The sequence below is a fragment of the Pseudoalteromonas sp. T1lg65 genome, from assembly GCF_051930985.1.
In the GTDB taxonomy this organism is placed as follows: Bacteria; Pseudomonadota; Gammaproteobacteria; order Enterobacterales; family Alteromonadaceae; genus Pseudoalteromonas.
Genome location: NZ_CP196837.1, coordinates 1651086 through 1676793 on the forward strand (window position 1 = coordinate 1651086; position 25708 = coordinate 1676793).

Here is a 25708-nt window from a genome sequence, read left to right on the forward strand (position 1 = left end):
GGTTCGTTTTTTGTTCTATTGGTTGTGACGCGAGAATAAACTCGTGTGATTATTAGAAGGAAGACTTATGAAAATCCAACTAAATAGAAAAAAGTTAAAAACATTAAGCAATGACAAAGCTAGCTTGCCAGTTGAACGTACAAATCAGATTGGCGGTGGCGTGTATCCGAATACACTTACAGGTTGCGATACTGACAGAAATGCTTGTTACTCTTGGAAGTGGTGTAACTAAAACCTTCAGAGTCCGCCTTCGCGGACTTTATCAGTTTCCATGTTGGCAATGTAGAAGTGCTTGTTAACAAGGTATTTAACCGTTAACTAGAAACACCGACATATAAATGGATCTAAATTAGCAAAGGTTAGAGCAGTGACTTTGAATCTTTTCTACAATGGCTTTGACACCATTTCCTCTAGAAGGACTTAAGTGAGATATTAAACCCAATGCATCAAATTGTTCATAAGCATCGACTGAAGATGCCTGACTCGGTGTTAACCCTGAATACATCGAAATAATAACCGCCAGTAGCCCTTTAACAATGCGCGTATCCGAGTCAGCAACGATGACGAGATGTTGCATTGAATCATCAAGGTCTAAATAAAGCCATACTTTACTTTCACAACCCTGTACTAGGTGATCATCGGTTTTTAGTGCCTCGGGTAACGCAGGCAGATGCTTACCAAGTAACATTATTTCTCGGTACTTTGCTTGCCATCCAGTCAGGCTGTTTAATTTCGCTTTAATTTGTTCAATATTCATCATGTTGTTGTTAATCTAAAATGTCGATGGACGCTTCTAACGCATTAATAAATCTATTTATATCTTGGTTATTGTTGTAAAAGGCAAGACTAGCTCGAATAGTCCCATCTAGCCCTAACTGTGCCATCAAAGGTTGAGTACAGTGATGGCCGCTACGCACAGCGACACCGAAGCTATTGAGCAATGTAGCAAGATCATAGTGGTGCTCATTTTTGTAGCTGAAACTCACAATACCAATGTTATTGTTAGTATCACCGTGAACTGTGACTCCGTCGATGGCAGTGAGTTGTTGCAGAAGTTCGCGATAAAGTTTTTGTTCGTATTGATGCAATGCGACTTTATCGATTGCTTGCAGGTACTTAATCGCTTCAGAAAAGGCTATTACACCCGAGATGTTTGGTGTTCCAGGCTCAAATTTTTCTGGTGCATCTCGGTATGTACTATCAGAAAAACGAACGGTAGCGATCATTTCACCCCCGGTTTTATACACCGGTAGTGCATTAAGCAACTCATAACGGCCAAATAATCCGCCAACCCCAGTAGGACCCAACGCTTTATGTGCAGAAAACACAAAGAAATCACAGCCTAATTTGGTTAAATCAGGTTGCAAATGTAAAAGTGACTGCGCGCCGTCAATCACAGTGATTGTGCCCAATTTTTTACACGCTTCTATGAGTGGCTCTATGGGATGTATATTCCCCAAAGTATTAGAAGCTTGAGCGATACTGAGCACAGCTGGACGTAGTTGTTCAATCATTTTCAACGAAGCGGGTAAGTCTAAAATACCTTGCTCAGTTATGGGTAATATTTCGATGCGCGCACCAGTGCGCTTTGCCGCCTCTTGCCAGGGCACAATATTCGCATGATGTTCAAAAGGACTAAGTAAAATAACTTCCCTACCGATGAAGGAAGCTGTGAGTCCAAATGCTAATAGATTCAATGATTCAGTGGCGCCACTGGTCCACACGATTTCTCGACTAGTTACATTCAGGAATTCAGCCAGAGTTTCTCTGGCCATTTCGTAACGTTGTGTGGCACGTTGGCTTAATGTATGTAAACCACGATGTACGTTTGCATTCTCTTGAGAGTAATAATTTTTTATGACATCTATGACAGCCTGTGGCTTTTGTGAGGTGGCTGCAGAGTCTAAATAACACAAAGGGTTCCCATCGACGGCTACATCAAAAATGGGAAAGTCACTGCGAAGTTGTGCAATATCGTTCATCGGTTATCTTCAAGGGTTGTTGCGATCGCGATTTTAACGAAAATTTACGCAATTTAAAATAAAAAGGCCGCAATTTGCGGCCTCTAGCGTTAGATAGCAAAGCTAATTATCTGTTGCCTTCGCTTTTATAGTCGCGAGATGTATAGCCTTTATAAAGCTGACGAGGACGACCAATCTTATGGCCAGGCTGAGACAGCATCTCGTTCCAATGTGAAATCCAACCAACGGTACGAGACATCGCGAAAATAACCGTGAACATGCTTGTTGGGATACCAATTGCTTTAAGAATGATACCTGAGTAGAAATCTACATTCGGATAAAGTTTCTTTTCAACAAAATATGGGTCTTCAAGCGCGATTTGCTCAAGTCTCATTGCTACGTCTAGAAGCGGGTCTTGAATGTTTAATTCTTTAAGCACTTCGTGACAGGTTTGACGCATTACTGTCGCACGAGGGTCGAAGTTTTTGTATACGCGATGACCAAAGCCCATTAAACGGAATGGGTCGTTCTTATCTTTGGCTTTAGCAATGTATTCATCGATGCGATCAACTGAGCCGATTTCTTCTAACATCGTCAAACATGCTTCGTTGGCACCACCGTGCGCTGGGCCCCAAAGTGAAGCAATACCAGCAGCGATACAAGCATAGGGATTTGCACCTGAAGAACCAGCAAGACGAACTGTTGAAGTTGACGCGTTTTGCTCATGGTCAGCGTGAAGCATGAAGATGCGGTCCATTGCTTTGGCAAGTACAGGATTAACTTCGTAATCTTCAGCTGGCACAGAGAACATCATGTGTAGGAAGTTTTCTGCATAGCTAAGGTCATTACGTGGATAAACAAACGGCTGACCTACGTTGTATTTGTACGCCATCGCTGCGATAGTTGGCAGCTTCGCAACTAGCTTAATAGCGCAGCGCATACGCTGTTCTTCGTCTGCTATGTCAAGATCAGAGTGATAGAAAGAAGATAGCGCACCGACTACGCCGCAAAGCATCGCCATTGGGTGAGCGTCAACTCTGAAGCCTTGGAAAAATGCCGCAATTTTTTCATGAAGCATTGTGTTGTGAGTGATTTCTTCTGTAAATTCAGAAAGCTGCTGTGCGCTTGGAAGTTCTCCATTTAGGAGCAAATAACATAACTCGATGTAATTTGATTTTTCTGCAAGCTGTTCAATCGGGTAACCTCGGTGAAGTAATACACCTTTAGCACCGTCGATGTATGTGATAGACGAGTCACAAGAGGCAGTTGACATGAATCCTGGGTCATACGTGAAAAGGCCGTGAGCTCCTAGGGTACGAACGTCAACTACGTCTTGACCAGCGGTACCTTGATAGATTGGTAGCTCAATCGGATCGTGACCATCTATATGGACTGTGGCTTTCTTATCTGCCATCTAATTGTCTCCTATTTTATAACAATTATTCTGATTGTTATGTTGTGATACTAATGTTAAGCAAATTCCGATCATTGTAACTTATAAACTGGGTAGAAAGTCAATTTTTCTGTGATTTATGCATAGATGTATAATAATTATTCTGCGGCGTTTAAATATTATACCATTGGCTAATTCGCAAGCTTCTCTAACTAAACAAGAATTGTAAAAGGACGTTCAGCCTTATATACTGTCAACGGTTTTATACCGTATCGTCTGTGGGTAAACCTATTTTTACATCATTTTTTTGCGCTCAACTGATCGTTGTGGTGTCCAAATTGGTTTATCTAGAGTGTGCCGGCTGGGCATCCAACTGCGCGGCCGGGTTTCATAAAAACAAGTAGATGAGCTCCTTGTGGGGCAAAGATGGGCAAGTAACTGTGAAAAAGCAAAGACCTGTAAATCTAGATCTAACGACTATATCAATGCCGGCAACGGCTAAAGCGTCGATTCTACACCGTATCACTGGTGTAGCTTTCTTCTTCGCTTTGACCTTTGTGATTTGGGCATGGTCTGAATCTCTTTCTTCTCCTGAAGGCTTCCAATTCGTAAAAGAATTGATGTCTGGCTTTATTGCGAAATTTATCGCATGGGGCTCTTTGACTGCATTGTCATACCATATCATTGGTGGTATCCGTCACATGATCCAAGATATGGGATGCTGGGAAGAACTAGAATCAGGTAACAACAGTGCAAAAGTTGCACTGGCACTTTGGGTTATTACTGCAATTTTAGCTGGGGTGTGGATATGGTCTTAAATCAAGCAACTCTAAAGCGTGATGGCGTACAAGATTACGTGTCATTACGTACTACGGCGTTAGTTATATTAGCTTATGCGATTTTTATCGTTGGCTATTTACTTATTACTCCTGAACTAACTTACGAAGCTTGGACTGGTTTGTTTTCAAACCTAGCTGTAAAAGCGGCAACGATCGTAACTTTAGTATGCATCATGGTTCACGCACGAATTGGTCTTTGGCAGGTTCTAACCGACTACGTTAAAAACTCGTCACTACGTGCTGTTCTTGGCTTCGTATTAAACCTAATTGCTTTGGCTTACGTAGCTATTGGCATGTTTGTTCTGTGGGGTGTTTAAGTGAAATATAACGTACGTGAATTCGACGCAGTTGTAGTTGGGGCCGGTGGTGCTGGCATGCGTGCTGCACTAGCGATATCTGAGTCAGGTAAAACTTGCGCACTTATTTCAAAAGTATTTCCAACCCGTTCTCATACAGTATCAGCGCAAGGTGGCATAACCGTAGCGCTTGGTAACTCGCATGAAGATAACTGGGAATGGCACATGTACGATACGGTTAAAGGTTCTGATTATATCGGTGACCAGGACGCCATTGAATATATGTGTAAAACGGGTCCAGAAGCGATCACTGAACTTGAAAATATGGGTCTTCCTTTCTCTCGTTTTGAGAATGGCCGTGTTTATCAGCGTCCTTTCGGTGGTCAATCAAAGAATTTTGGCGGCGAGCAAGCTGCGCGTACGGCGGCTGCTGCTGACCGTACAGGTCACGCGTTGCTTCACTGCTTGTATCAGCAAAACGTAAAAAACAAAACTAACGTTTTTTCAGAATGGTACGCACTAGATTTAGTGAAAAATGACAATGGTGATGTTGTCGGTGTGACTGCTATCGATATTGAAACTGGTGAAATCACTTATTTCAAATCAAAAGCGGTAGTACTTGCAACTGGTGGTGCTGGTCGTATTTATGCATCTACCACTAACGCACACATCAATACAGGTGATGGCGTCGGTATGGCGGTTCGCGCAGGTATTTCTATGCAAGACATGGAAATGTGGCAGTTCCATCCAACAGGCATCGCAGGCGCTGGTGTGTTGGTAACGGAAGGTTGTCGTGGTGAAGGTGGTTACCTTCTAAACAAAGACGGTGAACGCTTTATGGAGCGCTATGCTCCAAATGCTAAAGACCTCGCTTCTCGTGACGTTGTTGCTCGTTCAATGATGACTGAGATCCGCGAAGGCCGTGGCTGTGACGGTCCTTGGGGTCCGCATATCAAGCTCAAGCTTGACCACTTAGGTGCAGAAACGCTTAACCTTCGTCTACCGGGTGTGTGTGACCTAGCTAAAACATTTGCTCACGTAGATCCTGCTGAAGAGCCAATTCCGGTTATCCCAACCTGTCATTATATGATGGGTGGTGTGCCTACAAACGTAAACGGTCAGGTACTGAACGTAGACGGCCAAGGCAACGAGAAGATCGTTGAAGGCTTGTTCGCAGTAGGTGAGATCGCGTGTGTATCTGTACACGGTGCAAATCGTCTAGGTGGTAACTCACTACTTGACCTGGTTGTGTTTGGTCGTGCAGCGGGTAACTTCCTTGGCACTTACTTGAAAGATGCTGAAATTGCTAAAGAAGCAAGCAAAGATAACGTAGACGCAGCACTTGCGCGTACTAATCGTTGGGAAACATCAGCTAAAGGCCAAGGTGAAGATCCGGTTCAGATCAAGAAAGATCTACAACGTTGTATGCAGCTTAACTTCTCGGTATTCCGTGAAGGTGACGCGATGGCAGAAGGTCTTAAAGAGCTTAAAGAAATTCGCGAACGTTTACAGTACGCGCGTCTTGATGATAAATCTTCAGAATTCAACACGCAGCGTATCGAGTGTCTGGAATTAGACAACTTGATGGAAACAGCTTATTCAACCGCTGTTGCAGCGAATTTCCGTACGGAAAGCCGTGGTGCTCACTCGCGCTTTGATTACCCAGATCGTGATGATGAGAATTGGTTGTGTCACTCAATATACAACCCAGAAACTGAGTCTATGACTAAGCGTGATGTTAACTACGCGCCTAAGACTCGCGAAGCTTTCCCACCTAAAGCACGTACATACTAGGAGCTAAACGATGGCAACTTTAGAATTATCTGTTTATCGTTATAATCCTGATGAAGATGCGGCACCACACATGCAGGACTATTCTCTAGAAGTAGAGGAAGGTCGTGACATGATGGTTCTTGATGCGTTGATGCAGCTGAAAGAACAGGACCCATCTTTATCTTTCCGTCGCTCATGCCGTGAAGGGGTGTGTGGCTCAGACGGGATTAATATGAATGGTAAAAACGGTCTAGCCTGTATCACACCTATTTCTGCTCTTCAGAAAGGTGGTAAAGGCAAAATCGTAATTCGTCCGCTACCAGGGCTTCCTGTTGTGCGTGACTTGGTTATCGATATGAGCCAGTTCTACACGCAATACGAGAAAGTAAAGCCGTTCCTCATTAATGATAAGCCAACAGGCGGTGAAGAACGCTTACAGTCTATTGAAGAACGTGAAAAGTTGGATGGTTTATACGAGTGTATTTTATGCGCTTGTTGTTCAACGTCATGTCCTTCATTCTGGTGGAACCCAGATAAGTTCGTAGGCCCAGCTGGTCTTCTTCATGCGTATCGTTTCTTGGCTGATAGCCGAGATACTGCTACAGAAGAACGTCTTGCGGACCTTGATGATGCGTTCAGTGTATTCCGCTGTCACGGTATCATGAACTGTGTAAACGTTTGTCCAAAAGGTCTAAATCCAACAAAGGCTATTGGACATATTAAATCAATGTTGTTAAACCGTTCGGTGTAACACATACTTACTAGCTAAGATGGCAAGCGCTCGCTTGCCATCTTGTTTTTGTTTAAGTTTCTGCGCTAGATAAAAGGGCTAATAAATGCACGAAGGTGTGATGAAGGCATGGCTAGAATCTTCGCATTTCAATGGCGGCAATGTTGCCTATGTTGAAGATTTGTATGAAGCGTATCTTGATGATGCTGCTTCAGTGCCAGAAGAATGGCGAGAAGTGTTTGATCAACTGCCAAAAGTTGATGGTGTGGATGTTGATATTAAACATTCAGAAGTGAGAGCGCAATTTGCCGAACTTGCTAAAAACAAACACAGAGAAGTAATTGTTTCAGCTGAAGGTGCAGCTGATGCAAAGCAAGTAAAAGTTCTGCAGTTAATAAATGCATTCAGATTCAGAGGCCACCAAAACGCCAATCTTGATCCTTTAGGTTTATGGGAAAGAGAACGAGTACGTGAATTGGATTTGGCTTTTCATGATCTAACTGACTCAGACCTAGATAAAGAATTTAATGTAGGTTCTTTCGCTTGTGGTAAAGATACCATGAAGTTGAAAGACTTATACACGGCACTGAAAGAAACCTATTGTGGTTCTATTGGTGCTGAATACATGCACATCACTTCGACTGAAGAAAAACGTTGGATTCAGCAACGCCTTGAATCAACCTTCACAAACCCTGAGTTTGATAAAGAAACTAAACTACGTATTTTTAAAGGTCTGACCGCTGCTGATGGTCTAGAGAAATACCTCGGTGCTAAGTTCCCTGGTGCAAAACGTTTCTCACTAGAGGGCGGTGACGCACTAGTTCCAATGCTGCGAGAGCTGATTCACCGCGCAGGTGAAAGCGGACAGCAAGAAGCTGTTATTGGGATGGCGCACCGAGGTCGTTTAAACGTACTTGTTAATGTTTTAGGTAAAAATCCGCAAGTATTGTTTGATGAATTTGCGGGTAAATACGGCGAGCTAGCAGGCTCAGGTGACGTTAAATATCACATGGGTTATTCATCCGACTTTGCTACCAAAGGTGGCAATGTTCATATGGCGTTGGCGTTTAACCCATCACATCTTGAGATTGTTAACCCAGTGGTAATGGGCTCTGTACGTGCTCGTCTTGACCGTTTAGGTTGCCAAAGTGGTTCTAAAGCACTACCTATCACGATTCATGGTGACTCAGCCATTGCGGGTCAGGGCGTTGTTCAAGAAACCTTCAACTTGTCACAAACACGTGCGTACGGTGTTGGTGGCACAATCCGTATCGTTGTGAATAACCAAGTTGGTTTCACCACTTCTAAACGTGAAGATACTCGTTCAACAGAGTACTGTACTGACATTGCTAAAATGGTTCAGGCACCAATTTTCCACGTTAACTCTGATGATCCAGAAGCAGTGGCTTTTGTAACGCAAGTTGCATTGGATTTCAGAAATAAATTCAAACGTGATGTGGTAATCGATTTAGTGTGTTATCGCCGTCATGGACATAACGAAGCCGACGAACCAAACGCAACACAACCGTTGATGTATCAAAAGATTAAAAAGCATCCTGTGCCGCGTTTGATTTACGCAGAAAAGCTGGTTAAGCAAGGTGTTATAACAGAAGAGCAAGCTTCGCAAATCGCAGACGAGTACAGAAATGGTCTGGACAAAGGCCTTTGTGTTGTTGATGAAATTCAAAAAGAAACAAAGCATTCTTCAGATTGGTCCAAGTATGTTGGTCACGACTGGGATACGCCTTATGAAGCAAGCGTACCCGTCGAAAAGCTTCGAGATTTAGCTGAGAAAATTGCAACTTATCCTGAAGATCATAAAGCACAATCCCGAGTTAAAAAGATCTACGATGATCGCAAAGCGATGGCGAAAGGCGAAAAACCACTAGATTGGGGTATGGCTGAGACACTTGCTTACGCTACTTTGGTTGACCAAGGCACAGATATTCGCTTAACTGGTCAAGACTCTGGTCGTGGTACTTTCTTCCACCGTCACGCGGTTGTTCATAATCAAGCGGATGCTTCAACCTACTTACCATTGCAAAATATTCGCGAAGGTCAAGGGGCATTTGAAGTTTACGATTCAGTACTATCTGAAGAAGCGGTTCTTGCATTTGAGTACGGTTACGCAACGGCAGAGCCTACGTCACTGGTACTTTGGGAAGCGCAGTTTGGTGACTTTGCTAATGGTGCGCAGGTTGTTTTTGACCAATTCCTAAGCTCTGGCGAACAGAAGTGGGGACGCTTATGTGGTTTGACGCTGCTACTTCCTCACGGTTATGAAGGCCAAGGCCCTGAGCACAGCTCAGCACGTTTAGAGCGTTACTTACAGCTGTGTGCTGACCACAATATGCAAGTTTGTGTGCCATCTACACCGGCCCAAGTTTACGCAATGTTACGTCGTCAATCGGTGCGTCCACTACGTCGTCCGCTGATCGTAATGACACCAAAATCATTACTTCGTCATCCGCTTGCTATATCTAGTTTAGAAGAGCTTTCAGAGGGCGTATTCAACAACATGATTGACGAGATTGATGACATCAATCCAGAAAATGTTGAACGTGTGGTTTTCTGCAGCGGTAAAGTGTATTACGAACTTCTACAAGAACGTCGTAAGCTTGAACTAAATAACGTTGCTATCGTGCGTGTAGAGCAGTTATATCCATTCCCACACAAAGAGATGGATGAGATTATGGCTCGTTATCAGCACGTAAAAGATTTCGTTTGGTGTCAAGAAGAGCCTCAGAACCAAGGTGCTTGGTACTGCTCTCAACATCACTTCTGGGAAGCAATTCCGGCAGGAGCCAATTTGACTTACGCTGGACGTAAAGCATCAGCAGCGCCTGCTTGCGGTTATATGTCTACCCATACTAAAGAACAAAACGCGTTAATAGCTGACGCTTTAACAATTAAAAAATAAGGAATAAGAGATGACAACCGAAATTAAGGTTCCTGTTCTTCCTGAGTCTGTTGCGGATGCAACGGTTGCTACTTGGCATGTAAGCGTTGGCGACAAAGTTACTCGTGATCAAAACCTAGTTGATATTGAAACAGATAAAGTTGTTTTAGAAGTGGTTGCACCTGAAGACGGTGTTATCACCGAAATCTCTGAGCAAGAGGGCGCAACAGTTCTAGGCGAGCAAGTTATCGCGCTATTGGGAGCAGCAGACGCTGTAGCATCTGCAAAAGCAAATGAAACATCAGCAGCGCCATCGTCGGCGCCAGCATCAGAAGGTAAAGAAGTGGACATTAAAGTACCTGTACTTCCTGAATCAGTAGCAGATGCTACTATCGCAACTTGGCACGTTCAACCAGGTGAAGCGGTTAGCCGCGACCAAAACTTGGTTGATATTGAAACTGACAAAGTTGTACTTGAAGTTGTTGCACCAGAAGATGGTGTAATGGGTGAACACATTCACGCAGAAGGTGACACAGTATTAGGTGAACAAATTATTGGTAAGCTAGTTGCGGGCGCTGCGCCAGCAGCTGCAAAAGCTGAATCATCTGCACCTGCTGCTGAGCAAGCTTCATCAGACGAGAGTTCAGATGTACTGACCCCATCAGTTCGTCGTTTAATCGCTGAAAAGGGCCTAGATGCTTCAAAGATCAAAGGTTCTGGTAAGGGTGGTCGTATCACCAAAGAAGATGTTGATGCATTCTTGAAAGCCCCTGCTGCTAAGCCTGCTGCACAAACGTCTACTCCAGCTGCACCGGTAGGTGATCGTACACAGAAACGTGTTCCAATGACACGTCTCCGTAAGACTATCGCTAACCGTCTGCTTGAAGCAAAGAACTCAACAGCAATGTTGACCACTTTCAACGAAGTAAACATGAAACCTATCATGGATCTTCGTAAGCAGTACCAAGAAGTATTTGAGAAACGTCATGGTATCCGTTTAGGCTTTATGTCTTTCTACGTGAAGGCGGTGGTTGAAGCGCTTAAGCGTTTCCCTGAAGTTAACGCTTCAATTGATGGCGATGATATCGTTTATCACAACTACTTTGATGTCAGTATTGCGGTTTCTACACCTCGCGGTCTAGTAACACCTGTACTTCGCGACTGTGATAAACTTTCAGTTTCTGAAATTGAAAAGGGTATCAAAGAGCTTGCGATCAAAGGCCGTGATGGAAAATTAACCGTAGAAGACATGACAGGTGGTAACTTCACCATCACCAACGGTGGTGTGTTTGGTTCGTTGCTTTCAACACCGATCATTAATTTGCCTCAGTCATCTATTTTGGGTATGCACAAAATCCAAGATCGCCCAATGGCAGTGAACGGTAAAGTGGAAATTCTTCCAATGATGTACCTAGCGCTTTCTTACGACCACCGTCAAATTGATGGTAAAGAGTCAGTAGGCTTCTTGGTGACTATTAAAGAATTGTTGGAAGATCCGACACGTCTACTTCTAGACGTTTAATATTAGTTTAAAAAACAAGCTGCATTATGACATGCAGCTTTTTTTTTGCGCCTTTGGTCTTAGTGGGGTTTAATTCCAAACTCTTGAGATCTATACTATGGGCGCAATTTGGGATAGCTGATTATTTGCATAAATATTCAGCTCTTTTAGTATAAGAAATTGGATAAAGCATCATGAATTTGCATGAGTATCAGGCAAAACAACTTTTTGCCGAATATGGTCTACCTGTATCAGAAGGCTATGCTTGTGATACACCTCAAGAAGCAGTAGAAGCTGCTGGTAAAATCGGTGGTGACAAGTGGGTTGTTAAATGTCAAGTACACGCCGGTGGCCGTGGTAAAGCAGGTGGCGTAAAGCTAGCTGACAGCAAAGACGAAATCCGCGCATTCGCTGAAAACTGGTTAGGTAAAAACTTAGTTACTTACCAAACTGACGAAAAAGGTCAGCCAGTTGCTAAAATCTTAGTCGAAAGCTGCACTGATATTGCAAATGAGCTATACCTAGGTGCTGTTGTTGACCGTAGTTCACGTAAAATCGTGTTCATGGCATCAACTGAAGGCGGTGTAGAAATTGAACAAGTTGCAGAAGAAACACCGGAACTAATTCACAAAGCTGAGATCGATCCACTAGTAGGTCCTCAAGCTTATCAAGGTCGTGAACTTGGCTTCAAACTAGGTTTGAACCCAACTCAAATCAAGCAATTTACAAAGATCTTCCTAGGTCTTGGTAACATGTTTATCAACCACGACTTTGCACTACTAGAAATTAACCCTCTAGTAATCACAGACGCAGGTAACCTTCACTGTCTAGACGGTAAAATCGGTGTTGATGGTAACGCGTTGTTCCGTCAGCCTAAAATCCGTGAATTCCACGATCCTTCACAAGAAGATGCGCGTGAAGCTCACGCAGCAAGCTTCGAGCTTAACTATGTAGCACTAGACGGAAACGTTGGTTGTATGGTTAACGGTGCTGGTCTTGCGATGGGTACAATGGACATCGTAAACCTACACGGTGGTAAGCCTGCTAACTTCCTAGATGTAGGTGGCGGTGCAACTAAAGAGCGTGTTGCTGAAGCATTCAAGATCATTCTTTCTGATGACAATGTTAAAGCGGTACTAGTAAACATCTTCGGTGGTATCGTACGTTGTGACATGATCGCAGAAGGTATTATCGGTGCAGTTAAAGAAGTTGGTGTAAACGTGCCAGTAGTTGTACGTTTAGAAGGTACTAACTCTGAACTAGGTCGTGAAGTACTTGCTAACTCTGGTCTTGACATCATTGCAGCTGAGTCACTTACTGACGCTGCTGAGAAAGTAGTAGCTGCTGCGGAGGGCAAATAATGTCTGTACTTATTAATAAAGATACTAAAGTAATCTGTCAGGGTTTCACTGGTGGTCAAGGTACTTTCCACTCTGAGCAAGCAATCCAGTACGGAACTCAAATGGTTGGTGGTGTTTCTCCTGGTAAAGGCGGTACTACTCACCTTGGTCTACCTGTATTTAACACTGTACGTGAAGCTGTAGAATCAACAGGTGCAACTGCATCTGTTATCTATGTACCAGCAGCGTTCTGTAAAGATGCTATCTTGGAAGCAATCGACGCAGGTATCGAGCTTATCGTATGTATCACTGAAGGCATCCCTACATTAGATATGGTTGATGTTAAAGTTAAGCTTGAGCAAACTGGCGTTCGTATGATCGGTCCTAACTGCCCAGGTGTTATCACGCCAGGTGAAACCAAGATCGGTATCATGCCAGGTCACATCCACTTACCAGGTAAAGTAGGTATCGTATCACGTTCTGGTACTTTGACTTACGAAGCGGTTAAGCAAACAACGGATGCAGGTTTTGGTCAGTCTACCTGTGTTGGTATCGGTGGTGATCCAATTCCAGGAACTAACTTTATCGACGTACTAGAGATGTTCCAGAACGATCCGCAAACTGAAGCTATCGTTATGATCGGTGAGATCGGCGGTAATGCTGAAGAAGAAGCGGCTGAGTACATCAAGCACAACGTAACTAAGCCTGTAGTATCTTACATTGCAGGTGTTACAGCTCCTCCAGGTAAGCGTATGGGTCACGCTGGTGCAATTATCGCAGGCGGTAAAGGTACAGCTGATGAGAAATTCGCAGCACTTGAAGCAGCTGGCGTTAAAACAGTTCGCTCTCTTGCGGAAATAGGTTCTGCACTAAAAGAGAAAACAGGCTGGTAATCTAGAATTATCGGTTCTAAAAAGGCTCCTTCTGGAGCCTTTTTTGTTGAGCTATTTTTAGTCAACATGGTTTTATACCAATCCTCATTAATAAATAATCATTTTGAGGAGCTAAACTTGACGTTAGCAGCGTTAAAAATTTCTCATCTAGAACAACTAAATAGCGAAACTCTTGACTTGCATACACGGACCTAGGTACCTACGCGGTAGCAGGACGCGAGAGCGGTGCTATCGACAAGTTTTTCTTGCCTCAAAATACATCACTTCATTAAGTGAATTGCCCTTAAGTTGAGAATCGATCAAGATGTTTAAGTGTGATACTCACTGTGAGGATCTTACTTCCAGTATTAGTAATGAAAAACGTCAATTGTAGTGCTACTGGAATCTATGGTGCACGATCGCAAAACTACGCATTGCTTCATATATTTCAAGTGAAGTTCAGTATGATAAAAAGATATAAACAGCCCACCTATAAACGTTCGCTTTTAGATCACATCTTGCCGAGATAATAACTAGTCTCAATAACAGAGGGTTATATCTACAACTAACATTTTTTGATAGATTTGCGTTATTTTCTAGCCTACTACTCCATTAAGTAGGTTTTAAATAGTAAAAAGATGATTACACCATCCTTAGTACCTAATAAATTATTCTTGAACTCGACTTTGATTTACTAGTCATTGAACCAAACTTAGTGCGCACGCAAGTGCAAACAAGAACTCCTAGGAGGAGCTTACTTGACACAAATTAAGGAGAGTAATTATGAAACATTTATTATCAGTATGCTTGGCGGTGGGGGCTTTATCCTCTATGTCTGTGCAAGCGCAAATATATAAGCCAACTTTAACCCAAGAAGGGAACCAATGGTTTATTACCTTTAATGATGACAGATCTTCTATACATGCAAGATGGGCAACTCAAGGTTTATGCTTTTATTTTGTAGGTATGAATGGCACACATGAAGTCTATCGTTGGGTTTCAAATACCTATCCTAACTGGAATGGTGTAGCAGAGAAAGAAGGTGATCAAGTCTTTATGTATGGTGACTTTTGGAACGAACGCGGACACGACGGTATGGAGTGGGAGCTTGTTACTCAGGTTAAAGACAGCGCGAGATTAGAAGTTGGTGCAGGTCACTGGCATGAATGGGTTGAAAACAGCGCATTCGGTAGTTTATGGTTTTTCGGCAACGCTTATTTCGAAAGAAAAGGGTATTGTAGCATTAGTCGGCAAACTGCTTCTTATCAAAAAGGCATAGGTGAGTCTTATGATGATGAGATCGGCTTGCAATTGTCAGAAGAAGCGTTGGCACGTTACAAAGACATAGAATTGCCAACCGATCCTTCAGGACAGCCATTAACACCAATGGGACAAATTGAACAGAAGTAATATACTTGACTATAGGCAGCGTTTAAGCTGCCTATATTGAAGGTGGCTGAGCAATTCATTTTGCGTTGCGCACACAGAACAAACAAAGAAAAAGCTTATTTACCAGCATTCTAACACTTTATAAAGTCTAGATTGCAATTACACTATCTTCCGATTTTCAATACCTTTATATAAATTATTTTACTTTTAACTTCAATATGTTATGGAGTGTCAGGCGCTGGTATCGAATTGTCATAATGTTAACAGCGGGTTTGTTTTGAACTGATAATGTTTAAAAATATTATCCAGTTGTTATGTTTTGTGTTGGTGTTAATATTGTTGTTGTTTTGTGTTTTGTTTTTGTGATTTTATTGTGTTGCCCTAAATGGTTAGGGGAAAAGGAAATTACAAATGAAACTAAAACTAAATAAATCAAACATTAAAAACTTGTCTAAGAATGCGAGTCTTTCACAAAATGCAACGCCTGCAGTAGTCGGTGGTAGAGGTCCAATCTTAGATACCACTCCAACCAAATACCTAAATACTTGCCCTAAGCAGACGCTTGATTGGGCATATTCTTGTGGATTAGGTGACACGTGTGGACCTGTTGCATAAGTGACGCCACTTGAGAATTAGCACCTTCGGGTGCTTGTTCTCTCAAATACAGATCTATCCTATTACCTAGCTTACCTCTGCTGTAGATAATACCAATCCGCTTAAATATCTGGTCAATTTGAGAGATAAAACCTGCTGCTAACTGCGTTAAAAATTTCTCATTTAGAGCGACTAAATAGCAAAAATTTTGCCTTGCCTAAATGGATGTAGGTACCTAAGCGTTAGCAGGACGCGAGAGCGGTGTTATCAACTAGCTTTTCTCGACTCAAAATTGATCAACAAATTAAGAGGATTGGTATAACCAGTTGATCTTTTTTAAGACTCTAGCATATATTGGGTGTGCCGTTGGCCTTGAGCAATAATAAATATGATGTCTAAATTTCGGAAAGTTACGGTATTATTTCTATTTACTCTGTGTTCTGCCGCATTAGGTACTCAAGCAAAAGAAATTGCTATTACCTTTGATGATGCACCTCTTGCGGGTAGTGCAGTTATGTCTGGTAAGGAAAAAACAGCAAAAATTATTGAAGGATTACAGTCACAACAAGTTAGTGATGCTCTTTTTTTTGTTACGACTGGCAATATACGTGATGATGAGGAGGTTGCGCGTTTGCAAGCCTATACTAAAGCTGGCTATCACCTTGGTAACCATAGCCATCAGCACAGGTCATTGAATAAATTGGATGTGCAATCCTATCTATTGGATTTTTACCAATCTCACCTTGTTTTACAGAGTTACGACAATGTTCTCAAATTTCATCGTTTCCCTTATTTACATTATGGCAAGACCAAGGAAAAGCGAGCATTCGTTTTAAATCGTTTTAACGAATTAGGTTATAAAATTGGTTATGTGACCGTCGATAATTTTGATTGGTATATCAATGGTCGGTTGCAAGCTGCGGCCAATGCAGGCAAGAAAATTGACTTTAAAAAGCTCAAAACGGTGTATATCGACACCATTTGGGAGGCAATTAGATTTTATGACCAACTCGCTGAACGTCATCTTGGTAAACCGGTAAAACACGTATTGCTGTTGCATGAAAATGAGCTAGCAGCTTTATTTATTGGCGATTTAGTAGCGCACATTAAAAGCCAAGGGTGGAAAATAATCTCACCCGTTGAAGCCTATTCAGATACGACCCTTTCATCCTATTCACCCGAGTTTAACTTTAATGGGCAGGGTAGAATAGCTGCATTACTACATGCTAATGGTGTTTATGTAAAACTATTACGACACCGCATGGAAAGTACTGACGCGATTGACCTAAAGCTGAAGCAAGCTCAGGTATTTAGCGAATAGCATCTCAAAAGTTTACAACTCAATAATACCCAATATTAACAAGGTGTGACTTGTGTCGCACTTCGCTTTTTGTTAGTCTGTGACAAATGTCGCAGATTGGTCTCCAACTATGTCTAAATTAAAACCCAATGCCACTGAGCTGACAATCCTTAAGCTACTCTGGAAAAGGGAGCCTCGCAGCGCCCGAGATATTCACGATGACTTAGAGTCGTTCTTTTCTTGGGGATATTCGTCAACGCGAAAAACCTTAGAACGAATGTGTGATAAAGGATTACTGTCAGAGACAAAACAAGCTAATAAGAAAATCTATACCGCAGAGGTTGCAAAGTTGCCCACCTTGGCACTTTATGCTCAAGAGTTCGTAAAACAGGTGCTCGAAGTTGATGGGCCTGTGCCTGTAGCTATGTTTAGTGACAGTCGATTGATTGATGTCGAAGAACTCGATGAATTGGAGCAAGCACTGAATGATCTAGAAAAACAACAGCAAGATAAAGATACAAACTAGGCTGACAATTTTATGGAACGTTTTTTTATTGTCATGCTTATCTGGCAGAGCTTAACGGCAGTACTGTTTCTTATTGGCAAAACTGTTGCTAAGAAATCTCCCACAAATGTGTGTTTATGGTGGGTTGTTTTAGGTGCATCATTTATCCCACTGCTCCCATTTGAGTGGAGTTACAACCAGTATGTGATCCCTGAGCTTTTTGAAATAGGCTCAGCAAGTGTTTTGCTGCAAAGCCAATTTATCCCGCAACAGCTCCAGCAAACAATAGATTGGCAACACATCTTGTTGATAGTGCTTGCATCGCTTTATGCTTGTGTTGTTGTCCACAAAGTAACTCAGTTGGTTAAGAATATAACTAAGTTACATGCGCTTTTGGCATGTGCAGAAAAAGTCGATGATACAAATTCACCAGCAAAGTTGTTCTTGTTGCCACTTAACTTGTCTCCCTTTGTTTATGGCCTAATAAATCCAAGGATCTATCTTCCTAGAGATTTTCGGTCTTTGGCTAAAGCTGAGCAGGAAGTGTTGCTTTTGCACGAATTAACCCATATTCGTCAAAAAGACCATATTGCAGTGTTTATATGGCGGTTAGTTACTATCTTAGCTTGGTTTAATCCGTTTATCGCTAAAATGGAAGCGCAATTCGTGCGGGCAATGGAGTATCGTTGTGATTCGCTCACGGTAGCAACTCATCAACTTGATCCTCTTGTTTACGTTCGTTCGATGCTTAATTCACTTAAACGATCCATAGCACAATCTCAATCAAGCCCAGTGACAACCAGTTTTACTTCCAGTGAAATGAGTTTGGCAGATTACAAACGACGATTCTCGATGATCGCAACAGAGTCGACTTTGATAGGGAATAAAAATCAACTAGTCGGCAAGTTATTTATGAGCACGGCGTTAGTCACCTCATTACTGGTTCAGTTTTACATCAGTAATCTTGCTTACAGTACCGAAACAGGTTGGCATGTGCCTGTGAAAACACTCAAGGTGAACGCAAACTTTGGTCATGTGAGCAGTTTTAGAAACAATCGACCCCATGGTGGGACAGATTTCCATGGTCATATTGGTGATCCTGTACTGGCAATACAAACTGGTCGAGTTGCCGTTGCTGATAGTCAAACACTACCCGAAAACTATGGCAATGTCGTGGTGATTAATCATGCAAATGGGTACCAGAGCGTTTATGCGCATTTGGATGAAGTGTTCGTAGAGCAAGGTCAGAAAGTCTTCAATGGCGAACAAATAGGAACGGTTGGTGAGTCCGGTCGCGTGACAGGTCCCCATTTACATTTAGAAATTCTCCACAATGAAAAGCGATTAGACCCGATGAGTCTATTGAGAAAAGAATGATTAGAAAAATACTGTTATGTGCAGGGCTATGCACACTTTTAAGCTGTGTAAAACAGCCGGAAAAAGCCACCGAAGCAAATGAACCAATTAGTGACTTAGAAAAACAATCTGCAATACAAAATGAACGAGATGATGTCGCTAACTCACTACAAGTTGAAGCTGTTTCGTCAGTTTTACAAGTACCAAAACGTGTGGTCAAAGAAGTAGTAGAACTAAAGCAAGGACAAAGCCTAGCTGCATTGTTAGAGGAATATCAGTTTACCCAAAAAGATAGTTGGTTAGCCGAACAAGCGGTAAAAAAATGGACTTCTTTAACGCGCCTACAAGCTGGGCAAAAAATTGAAATCGAGCTAAAGGATGACCAAGTTAACATCATACGGTTCGAGTCGGGCTTTGCTGAATTAACGCAATTAACTCGAGATGAAAACCAGTGGCGAGCCAGCAGATTGCCACTTACGACAAAACTGGACGTTAAAACTGTCAGTACAACCATTGAATCAAGTTTTTATATTGCAGCAAGTAATTCGGCAGTACCTCATGATATTACTAACAAAGCGATAATTGCTTTGTCTCATTTGGTCGATTTTCAGAGAGAAATTCAACCAGGAGACAAGTTGGAGCTGGTATTTCAACTAGCAACTGTTGTAGAAGAAAACGTGATATTGAGTAGGAGTAGCCAAGCCCTAAAACTACTTAATGTATCATTATTGTCGGCTAATACTCAGTATCAGCTCTATCAATTTTCCGATGCGGATGGTGTTGCGGCGTTTTACCATGCAGATGGTACTTTGGCACAAAGCTTCTTGATGAAGACGCCTCTGAATGGTGCGCGGCTCTCGTCAAAATTTGGTAAACGACATCATCCTGTATTGGGCTACAGCAGAATGCATAAAGGAATTGATTTTGGTGCGCCCGTCGGAACGCCGATTATGGCAGCCGGAGGTGGAAAGGTCGTTAAAGCAGGGTGGGGAGGAAGTTTTGGTAATCGCATTGTGATTGATCATGGGAAAGGCTATCAAACTTTGTATGCGCACCTGAATGGCTTTGCAAAAGGAATTAAATCCGGTGCACGAGTAAAACAAGGTGACATCATCGGCTACTTAGGCAATACGGGATTGTCTGAAGCAAGGCATCTGCATTACGAAGTCCACAAAAATGGTAAGGCAATCAATCCGCTAACCTTGAAACAGCCAAAAAATATTAAATTAGTTAATGAACAACTGCTGGCATTTCAAGCGCAGCGAGATCAGATAATCGGATATCTCACTAAAGAGAATGAAGAACAGCTAGCGGACAATCATAATCAAAACTCTGTAGGCACAGCATTGTGAGCAACTGTAATCATCGCCTACATACCATGGACTTTATGCGTGGTATTGCCATTTTAGCGATTGTGGTTATCAACATTGAAAGCTTTGCGTACCCAAGACCTTGGAGCAACTATCTATATGGATTTATAACAGAACTTGATGTTGATACTCGGTTTTGGGTCTATTCGATTTTCCAAGGTAAGTTTTATGGCGTATTAGCCATTTTATTTGGTGCCAGTCTAAGCATTATCGTGGCAAAGCAGCCAAGTATTGAGCAAGCACTTAGGGTAAATTTAGCCAGGCTTTTTGGCTTGTTTTTGCTCGGGGTGTTACACGCTTATTTGATTTGGAGCGGAGATATTCTTTATCACTACGCCGCCGTTGGCGTCTTTGCTTTGTCGATTATCATGTTGGGAAATAGGGCAATTTTGGTGATGCTATGCATTAGTTTAGTGCTCAGCATCTCTCATAAATTGGTTCGTACATACGACGCGAATAATCAGTATCAAGCATATGTTGTAGCAAAAAAGCTAGACGAAGCTGAACGAACTGAAATACACCACAACGCAATGACGACTTGGGAACGAAAAACCCGAGTTCGCGCGCCCAGACACACAGAGTCTGAGTATCAACTCACGTTTATAGATCATTGGAAGGACAATTTCGCGAAACCCGAAGTTCATCGAGGTAAGGTCTTTTATAGTATTATTTTTTGGCCCACATTGTCGCTGATGTTGATTGGTGCATTGTTATTCCATTTAAAGCTTTTCCACGATTACCGAAAGGTAAAGTCTTTTAAACTTTGGTTAGTGATGTTGTTGGTTTTATCGGTCACGTCGAGCTATTTCAGGTTTACGACTTGGACATACACGCCACATGAACCTAACTTGTCTTATTTTATTGCGCTGATAACTGGGTTTAATAAAGAGATCCAAGCGACGTTATACGTATTGTTGCTGTCGGTACTGTACCAGAAATATATTCATTCATTTGGCTTTGCAACCGTTATTCGCCATGTCGGTAAAACCGCACTGAGTAATTATGTTTTTCAGTCTGTAATGCTGACATTTGTATTTTATGTCTATGGGCTCTACAACAATATTGGTCGTAGTGAATTGTTGCCGATATGCGGCGCTATCATGACGTTGCAGCTAGTCTGCTCTTGGTTGGTGATGAAACGTTTTTCGATGGGACCGTTAGAAAAGCTATTGAGCACGTTTAGTCGAGTAATAGCGACACGATTAGAGCGATAAGACTGAAAAGTTGCTGTTGTCTTGTAGTATTGCCATTATGGTAGTTACTTCAGAACAATAATAAGAGAGCCAAAATGGAATTTATTCAGCAAATAGTCACATCATTGAATAACTTGCTTTGGGGTAACGGGCAGTTGCTCATTTATATTTTATTATTCGCTGGAATATGGTTTTCAGTTACCTTAAAAGCAATTCAAATCACCCACTTTAGGCACATGTTTACTTTGTTGAAGGGCAGTACTCAAGGAACAAGTGAACAAATCAGCTCTTTCCAAGCATTATGTACTGGACTTTCTGCACGCGTCGGCACGGGAAACCTGGCGGGGGTTGCTGTGGCAATTTCTCTGGGGGGCAGTGGCGCTGTATTCTGGATGTGGGTGATTGCAATTTTAGGCATGGCAACTGGGTTTGCTGAAAGTGTGCTTGGTCAAGTTTACAAAGTAAGAGACCGTAATGGTGAGTTTCGAGGCGGGCCAGCTTATTACATCCAAAATGGTTTGGGTAGTCGGTGGTTAGCGGTGTTATTTGCGCTGTGTTTATTCCTTGGTTATGGCTTCACGTTTAGCGCTATGCAAACCAATACCATCACCGATGCAATGCACTTTGCGTTTGGCTTTGACCGGCTTTACACAGGGCTGGTTATCACGTTACTAGCGGGCAGTATTATTCTTGGTGGTTTTAAATCGATAGCACATTTTGCTGAGCGCATTGTGCCTGTGATGGGGATTTTATTTGTTGCTAGTGCCATTGTCATTGCAGTGATGAATATTCAGATGCTCGGTGATATGGTAACTGATATTTTTCTTTCAGCATTTGGACTGACAGAAGCTGGAGCTGGGGCGCTCGGGGCTGCGATTAAAAATGGTATACAACGAGGACTCTATTCTAATGAAGCCGGAGCGGGAAGTGTGCCACATGCAGCGGGGGCCGCGACCCCTAACCCTAATCATCCTGTAGCACAAGGCTATATTCAAATGCTAGGCGTATTCTTCGATACCATTGTGCTATGTAGCTGCACAGCAGCCATTATTTTACTCGCTGATATCAATATCAGTGGTGAAATGGAAGGTATAAGACTGACTCAGAATGCCATGACTTCACACTTTAGTGAAGGTGGGGTGTATTTTGTCGCTGCAGCTATCACTTTATTTGCGTTTACGTCGGTGGTAGCAAATTACGCCTATGCTGAGAGTAACCTGCACTTATTTAATGCCGACAATAACGTTGGGCGGGGAATTTACACTTCGTTATATTTCCTTATGATGATTTGGGGCTCAACGGCAAGTTTAAAGGAAGTATGGAGCCTAGCTGATTTAGCGTTAGGGCTGATGACCTTGGTCAATATTTTCGCCATTATTCAACTTACCCCGACTATAAATCGGGTTAATGTCGACTATCAAAATCAGCTCAAAAAAGGCTTGAAACCTAGTTTCAGTACTCAGAATGTGAAAGTGCAAGGGCAGTGCGAGCTGGGTATTTGGGATTCAACCACAAACATAGAAAAGTAGTATGATTACAAGAACATTAGTAAGCTTGGCTTTGGCAGCTTGTTCATCTGAAGCGGCCAGCAGTAACATCCACAACAAGTTACCCAGTGAGATAGATATAAACACGGCGTACGTCTTTTATTCTCATGGATTCATTGTCGAAGGTAGCGACCCGACGCCGGTAGAGACCAAGCATGGCTGGGGGAAGTATGATTTCCCAGCGATTAAACAGGCCCTGTCTGATCCTAATTACCAATTAATTGCCACTCACAGAGAAAAAGATACTGATCCTAGAAAGTATGCGTATGAATTGAGTTCGCAGGTTCGTCAGCTTGTAAAAGCTGGCGTTAATCCCAATAACATAACCTTAGTTGGGTTTTCTCGCGGCGCTTTTATTACTGGAATTGCTTCAGACAAACTATCTGACTTAGCCGTTAATATCGTGCTATTGGCAGGGTGCGGTAATCTAATTTCAAAATACCATACTGATATCAAAGTATACGGAAAAGTTCTCTCGGTGTATGAGCACTCAGATAATTTTGGACAGAGCTGTGCTGCATTGAAAGATAAAAGTGCGAGTCTAGTGTCATTTGAAGAGATAAAGATAAACACAGGTTTGTCACATGGTGCCTTTTATCACCCCAGGAAAGAGTGGATAAATCCGGTTAAACAGTGGATAAAAAAACAAAATAAAGGGAAATAATATGGAACATAAAATAATAATTAGAGCAGCAGTGCCAGAAGACTACGATCAGCTTCAATCTCTGGAACAAAAAATGATCGAAGCGGAAAGACCGTTTGACCATACCATTAAACGTGAACCGACATACTACTACGACCTAGATGAACTCATCACTGATAACGATACCGAGTTACTTGTTGCGGTTGTTGATTCGAAGGTTATAGCAACAGGTTACGTGCAAATTCGCACCGCCAGAGAAGCCTATATTCATCAACAATACGGTTACGTCGGTTTTATCTATGTGGATGAAGAATATCGCGGTCACGGTTTGTGTCAGCAGATCATAGAACGCTTGGTTCAATGGGGAAAAAGTAAAGACCTTACACACTACCAACTTGATGTGTTTTCAGAAAATACCTCAGCAATAAGAGCATACGAAAAGTTAGGCTTTCGTACGACACTGCATAAAATGAAATTGGACGTCTCTTGAGGTTAGCCGTCGCAAGCCGGTTTGTAGTGGTCAATACTTGTTGACCACCTTGTTATAAGTTTCAGAGTACAGCTTTTCTTTCAATGGAGAATTGGAAGTGAATTTTTAAAAGACTGAGAATTTTTAAAAGACAGCCACTAAAACCTGATTATTTGTACGACGGGCATAATCGCCGCGTAAACAAGTTGAAGCCAAAGGCACCAATTATAGTTTTTATAGCCAAGATGGCACGCTTTTGTACTGTGAAAAAGGCGAAAACCTCACGGGCGAAGGTACTAACTATATTTACCTAGGTAAAAAGTTAATCGCCAAATATGGTGACGTGACACCGACTTCAACAGCAGAAAGCCGTCAACACTATCGCCCTTATGGTGAGTCGATAGAAGGCGCGAAGGACGATATCGGCTATACCGGACATAAGTTCGATAAAGAACTTGGTTTAAGTTATATGCAGGCACGATACTATGATCCAGTCATAGTTCGTTTCTACTCGAATGATCTTTTAGGGGTCAGAGATGTACATAGTTTTAACCGCTATGCTTATGCGAATAACAATCCGTATAAGTACATTGACCCAACAGGTATGTTTGTAGTTTACGCAGGAGGCTTGTTTTTCGACATTTCTACAAATGGTTTAGTTATTGGAAGTTATTACTCTGGTGAAGGAGGTTCAAGTACAGGTGTACCTGGAGTTGGTGGAGGGATTGAATTTGGCTTTATGTCAGGTAACTGGAAAGACGCGATGATTGGACCTTATACACTTGCGGGGGTTGAAGGTAAAGCAGTCTTGGGTGGCTCTATTAGTACTGTAACCACCTTATCGGGTTCTCCAGAACTAGGGATGCAACTAAGTCTTTTGATGGGCAGTCCAAAATTGAATGGCTTTCAACATACGGGTGGGGGAAGTGCCGAAAAACAATACTCTATTACAGGAGATGATGTCAGCAAAGGTATAAAATCAATAAATGATACTATCCAGTATTCGTTGGACAATATACGCAGTGTTTTTGGACAAAATAGCCCTTTTCAAGATGTTGGTTCAGCTGACTTTATGACAATTGAGCGTAAGGAACACTGCTTTCCATTATGTTCTGACCCATTTGGACACTAGGTTCTGATGATGATATTGATGAGTATTTATTATGTTTAGGGTGAGGTGTAAATCATTGATAATATTTGTTTTTGTTGCCTGTGTTGCATCTTTTCACTTTTACACTACTCGAAGTGGGCAAGAATTATCAAGTGCATTATTTGATATCGAAGTTGTTGCAGTAGAAGTTGGAGAGGAGATAGGACTAGAAATGTATAAAAGCTACTCCAAATCTACCAATGCTGATCTAATGAATGCATTTACTGCCTGTATCAAGAAAATGAAAAAAGTTTCAACTTATAGACACAGTGAAATAGTGGGTGGTAAAAATGTTAAGATGTATGGTAGAGCTGTAGGTTATTTTACAGTGGTCACATTTTTTAGCGATGGAAGTGCAATTCTTAATCCAACTCACAAAGTTACAGAGGTCTCACGAGAAAGCGGAGAAAGGATATTGCATGGACCACTTTACAAGTCAGAGTGTCTAAAAAGACTAGTTGAGGCAGTTGTGAAAAATGAAATTAGCTGAAAATTAACGTGGACAGTCATTCTAACTTGTACTACCGGCTAATAAAGTAAAAAAGAAAGTAAAAAAGACACCCATCATTAATTCGCTGGGTGTTTTTT

24 protein-coding genes are annotated in these 25708 nt (G+C 42.1%); 21 read left to right on the top strand and 3 right to left on the bottom strand.

Annotated elements, in window-relative coordinates:
• The first annotated feature begins 67 nt into the window (after positions 1–67).
• The gene (locus tag ACSLBF_RS07115; RefSeq protein ID WP_440055912.1) at positions 68–232 is read left to right on the top strand and encodes a hypothetical protein; all 165 of its coding nucleotides are present in this window, start codon (positions 68–70) and stop codon (positions 230–232) included.
• Positions 233–349: 117 nt separating this feature from the next.
• Here ACSLBF_RS07115 and ACSLBF_RS07120 read toward each other — a convergent pair whose 3' ends face one another.
• The 3 genes from ACSLBF_RS07120 to ACSLBF_RS07130 all read right to left on the bottom strand — a co-directional run bounded on the left by ACSLBF_RS07120 (position 350) and on the right by ACSLBF_RS07130 (position 3375).
• The gene (locus ACSLBF_RS07120) at positions 350–757 is read right to left on the bottom strand and encodes a SufE family protein (protein ID WP_440056204.1); all 408 of its coding nucleotides are present in this window, start codon (positions 755–757) and stop codon (positions 350–352) included.
• A 10-nt stretch (positions 758–767) separates the two neighbouring features.
• Positions 768–1982 (bottom strand): aminotransferase class V-fold PLP-dependent enzyme, encoded by a 1215-nt coding sequence (locus ACSLBF_RS07125; RefSeq protein ID WP_440055913.1) that lies wholly within the window; start codon positions 1980–1982, stop codon positions 768–770.
• A 106-nt stretch (positions 1983–2088) separates the two neighbouring features.
• Positions 2089–3375, bottom strand: coding sequence for a citrate synthase (locus tag ACSLBF_RS07130; protein ID WP_440055914.1), 1287 nt, complete (start codon positions 3373–3375; stop codon positions 2089–2091).
• 419 nt (positions 3376–3794) lie between these two features.
• Between ACSLBF_RS07130 and sdhC the strand changes: the two genes are divergently transcribed.
• From sdhC to ACSLBF_RS07230, 20 genes are all read left to right on the top strand, one after another.
• Positions 3795–4172, top strand: a complete 378-nt coding sequence (sdhC, locus tag ACSLBF_RS07135; RefSeq protein ID WP_440055915.1) for a succinate dehydrogenase, cytochrome b556 subunit — start codon at positions 3795–3797, stop codon at positions 4170–4172.
• Positions 4163–4510: a succinate dehydrogenase, hydrophobic membrane anchor protein gene (gene sdhD / locus ACSLBF_RS07140; RefSeq protein WP_440055916.1), complete on the top strand. Its 348-nt coding sequence runs from the start codon at positions 4163–4165 to the stop codon at positions 4508–4510. The genes sdhC and sdhD overlap by 10 nt, the downstream gene beginning before the upstream one ends.
• A complete protein-coding gene (gene sdhA, locus ACSLBF_RS07145; protein ID WP_440055917.1) occupies positions 4511–6283 on the top strand; it encodes a succinate dehydrogenase flavoprotein subunit in 1773 nt (590 codons plus the stop codon).
• Positions 6284–6293: 10 nt separating this feature from the next.
• Positions 6294–7013, top strand: coding sequence for a succinate dehydrogenase iron-sulfur subunit (locus ACSLBF_RS07150; protein WP_440055918.1), 720 nt, complete (start codon positions 6294–6296; stop codon positions 7011–7013).
• A gap of 85 nt (positions 7014–7098) precedes the next feature.
• Positions 7099–9912 (top strand): 2-oxoglutarate dehydrogenase E1 component, encoded by a 2814-nt coding sequence (locus ACSLBF_RS07155; RefSeq protein WP_440055919.1) that lies wholly within the window; start codon positions 7099–7101, stop codon positions 9910–9912.
• Positions 9913–9922: 10 nt separating this feature from the next.
• Entirely contained in the window at positions 9923–11413 is a 1491-nt protein-coding gene (gene odhB / locus ACSLBF_RS07160; RefSeq protein ID WP_440055920.1) for a 2-oxoglutarate dehydrogenase complex dihydrolipoyllysine-residue succinyltransferase, read from the top strand.
• 173 nt (positions 11414–11586) lie between these two features.
• Positions 11587–12753: an ADP-forming succinate--CoA ligase subunit beta gene (gene sucC, locus ACSLBF_RS07165; protein WP_440055921.1), complete on the top strand. Its 1167-nt coding sequence runs from the start codon at positions 11587–11589 to the stop codon at positions 12751–12753.
• Positions 12753–13625 (top strand): succinate--CoA ligase subunit alpha, encoded by an 873-nt coding sequence (gene sucD / locus ACSLBF_RS07170; protein ID WP_440055922.1) that lies wholly within the window; start codon positions 12753–12755, stop codon positions 13623–13625. The genes sucC and sucD overlap by 1 nt, the downstream gene beginning before the upstream one ends.
• 762 nt (positions 13626–14387) lie before the next feature.
• Positions 14388–15014: a hypothetical protein gene (locus tag ACSLBF_RS07175; RefSeq protein ID WP_440055923.1), complete on the top strand. Its 627-nt coding sequence runs from the start codon at positions 14388–14390 to the stop codon at positions 15012–15014.
• 390 nt (positions 15015–15404) lie between these two features.
• Positions 15405–15608 carry a hypothetical protein gene (locus tag ACSLBF_RS07180; protein ID WP_440055924.1) on the top strand — a complete coding sequence of 68 codons (204 nt, stop codon included), beginning with the start codon at positions 15405–15407 and terminating at the stop codon, positions 15606–15608.
• Between the two features lie 367 nt (positions 15609–15975).
• Positions 15976–16908: a polysaccharide deacetylase family protein gene (locus ACSLBF_RS07185; RefSeq protein WP_440055925.1), complete on the top strand. Its 933-nt coding sequence runs from the start codon at positions 15976–15978 to the stop codon at positions 16906–16908.
• 109 nt (positions 16909–17017) lie between these two features.
• Positions 17018–17413 carry a BlaI/MecI/CopY family transcriptional regulator gene (locus ACSLBF_RS07190; RefSeq protein ID WP_440055926.1) on the top strand — a complete coding sequence of 132 codons (396 nt, stop codon included), beginning with the start codon at positions 17018–17020 and terminating at the stop codon, positions 17411–17413.
• Between the two features lie 12 nt (positions 17414–17425).
• On the top strand, positions 17426–18769 hold the full coding sequence (locus ACSLBF_RS07195) for a peptidoglycan DD-metalloendopeptidase family protein (protein ID WP_440055927.1): 1344 nt from the start codon (positions 17426–17428) through the stop codon (positions 18767–18769).
• Positions 18766–20100 (top strand): M23 family metallopeptidase, encoded by a 1335-nt coding sequence (locus ACSLBF_RS07200; RefSeq protein ID WP_440055928.1) that lies wholly within the window; start codon positions 18766–18768, stop codon positions 20098–20100. Before ACSLBF_RS07195 ends, ACSLBF_RS07200 begins: the two co-directional genes overlap by 4 nt.
• A complete protein-coding gene (locus ACSLBF_RS07205; protein WP_440055929.1) occupies positions 20097–21332 on the top strand; it encodes a DUF418 domain-containing protein in 1236 nt (411 codons plus the stop codon). Before ACSLBF_RS07200 ends, ACSLBF_RS07205 begins: the two co-directional genes overlap by 4 nt.
• 74 nt (positions 21333–21406) lie before the next feature.
• The gene (locus ACSLBF_RS07210) at positions 21407–22840 is read left to right on the top strand and encodes an alanine/glycine:cation symporter family protein (RefSeq protein ID WP_440055930.1); all 1434 of its coding nucleotides are present in this window, start codon (positions 21407–21409) and stop codon (positions 22838–22840) included.
• Position 22841: 1 nt separating this feature from the next.
• Positions 22842–23522, top strand: coding sequence for an alpha/beta hydrolase (locus ACSLBF_RS07215; RefSeq protein WP_440055931.1), 681 nt, complete (start codon positions 22842–22844; stop codon positions 23520–23522).
• 1 nt (position 23523) lies between these two features.
• Entirely contained in the window at positions 23524–23991 is a 468-nt protein-coding gene (locus ACSLBF_RS07220) for an N-acetyltransferase family protein (RefSeq protein WP_440055932.1), read from the top strand.
• Positions 23992–24226: 235 nt separating this feature from the next.
• Complete coding sequence (locus ACSLBF_RS07225; protein WP_440055933.1) at positions 24227–25102, top strand: RHS repeat-associated core domain-containing protein; 876 nt, start codon at positions 24227–24229, stop codon at positions 25100–25102.
• A 55-nt stretch (positions 25103–25157) separates the two neighbouring features.
• Positions 25158–25610 carry a hypothetical protein gene (locus tag ACSLBF_RS07230; protein ID WP_440055934.1) on the top strand — a complete coding sequence of 151 codons (453 nt, stop codon included), beginning with the start codon at positions 25158–25160 and terminating at the stop codon, positions 25608–25610.
• Positions 25611–25708 lie beyond the last annotated feature (98 nt).

Bases quoted from the DNA above. Each gene is read 5' to 3' on its own strand.
- ACSLBF_RS07120 (WP_440056204.1), bottom strand. From the start codon at position 757: ATGAATATTGAACAAATTAAAGCGAAATTAAACAGCCTGACTGGATGG.
- ACSLBF_RS07215 (WP_440055931.1), top strand. From the start codon at position 22,842: ATGATTACAAGAACATTAGTAAGCTTGGCTTTGGCAGCTTGTTCATCT.
- sucC (WP_440055921.1), top strand. From the start codon at position 11,587: ATGAATTTGCATGAGTATCAGGCAAAACAACTTTTTGCCGAATATGGT.
- ACSLBF_RS07195 (WP_440055927.1), top strand. From the start codon at position 17,426: ATGGAACGTTTTTTTATTGTCATGCTTATCTGGCAGAGCTTAACGGCA.
- ACSLBF_RS07210 (WP_440055930.1), top strand. From the start codon at position 21,407: ATGGAATTTATTCAGCAAATAGTCACATCATTGAATAACTTGCTTTGG.
- ACSLBF_RS07200 (WP_440055928.1), top strand. From the start codon at position 18,766: ATGATTAGAAAAATACTGTTATGTGCAGGGCTATGCACACTTTTAAGC.
- ACSLBF_RS07220 (WP_440055932.1), top strand. From the start codon at position 23,524: ATGGAACATAAAATAATAATTAGAGCAGCAGTGCCAGAAGACTACGAT.
- ACSLBF_RS07190 (WP_440055926.1), top strand. From the start codon at position 17,018: ATGTCTAAATTAAAACCCAATGCCACTGAGCTGACAATCCTTAAGCTA.
- sdhD (WP_440055916.1), top strand. From the start codon at position 4,163: ATGGTCTTAAATCAAGCAACTCTAAAGCGTGATGGCGTACAAGATTAC.
- ACSLBF_RS07125 (WP_440055913.1), bottom strand. From the start codon at position 1,982: ATGAACGATATTGCACAACTTCGCAGTGACTTTCCCATTTTTGATGTA.
- ACSLBF_RS07150 (WP_440055918.1), top strand. From the start codon at position 6,294: ATGGCAACTTTAGAATTATCTGTTTATCGTTATAATCCTGATGAAGAT.
- ACSLBF_RS07115 (WP_440055912.1), top strand. From the start codon at position 68: ATGAAAATCCAACTAAATAGAAAAAAGTTAAAAACATTAAGCAATGAC.
- odhB (WP_440055920.1), top strand. From the start codon at position 9,923: ATGACAACCGAAATTAAGGTTCCTGTTCTTCCTGAGTCTGTTGCGGAT.
- sucD (WP_440055922.1), top strand. From the start codon at position 12,753: ATGTCTGTACTTATTAATAAAGATACTAAAGTAATCTGTCAGGGTTTC.
- ACSLBF_RS07175 (WP_440055923.1), top strand. From the start codon at position 14,388: ATGAAACATTTATTATCAGTATGCTTGGCGGTGGGGGCTTTATCCTCT.
- ACSLBF_RS07185 (WP_440055925.1), top strand. From the start codon at position 15,976: ATGATGTCTAAATTTCGGAAAGTTACGGTATTATTTCTATTTACTCTG.
- ACSLBF_RS07180 (WP_440055924.1), top strand. From the start codon at position 15,405: ATGAAACTAAAACTAAATAAATCAAACATTAAAAACTTGTCTAAGAAT.
- ACSLBF_RS07130 (WP_440055914.1), bottom strand. From the start codon at position 3,375: ATGGCAGATAAGAAAGCCACAGTCCATATAGATGGTCACGATCCGATT.
- ACSLBF_RS07155 (WP_440055919.1), top strand. From the start codon at position 7,099: ATGCACGAAGGTGTGATGAAGGCATGGCTAGAATCTTCGCATTTCAAT.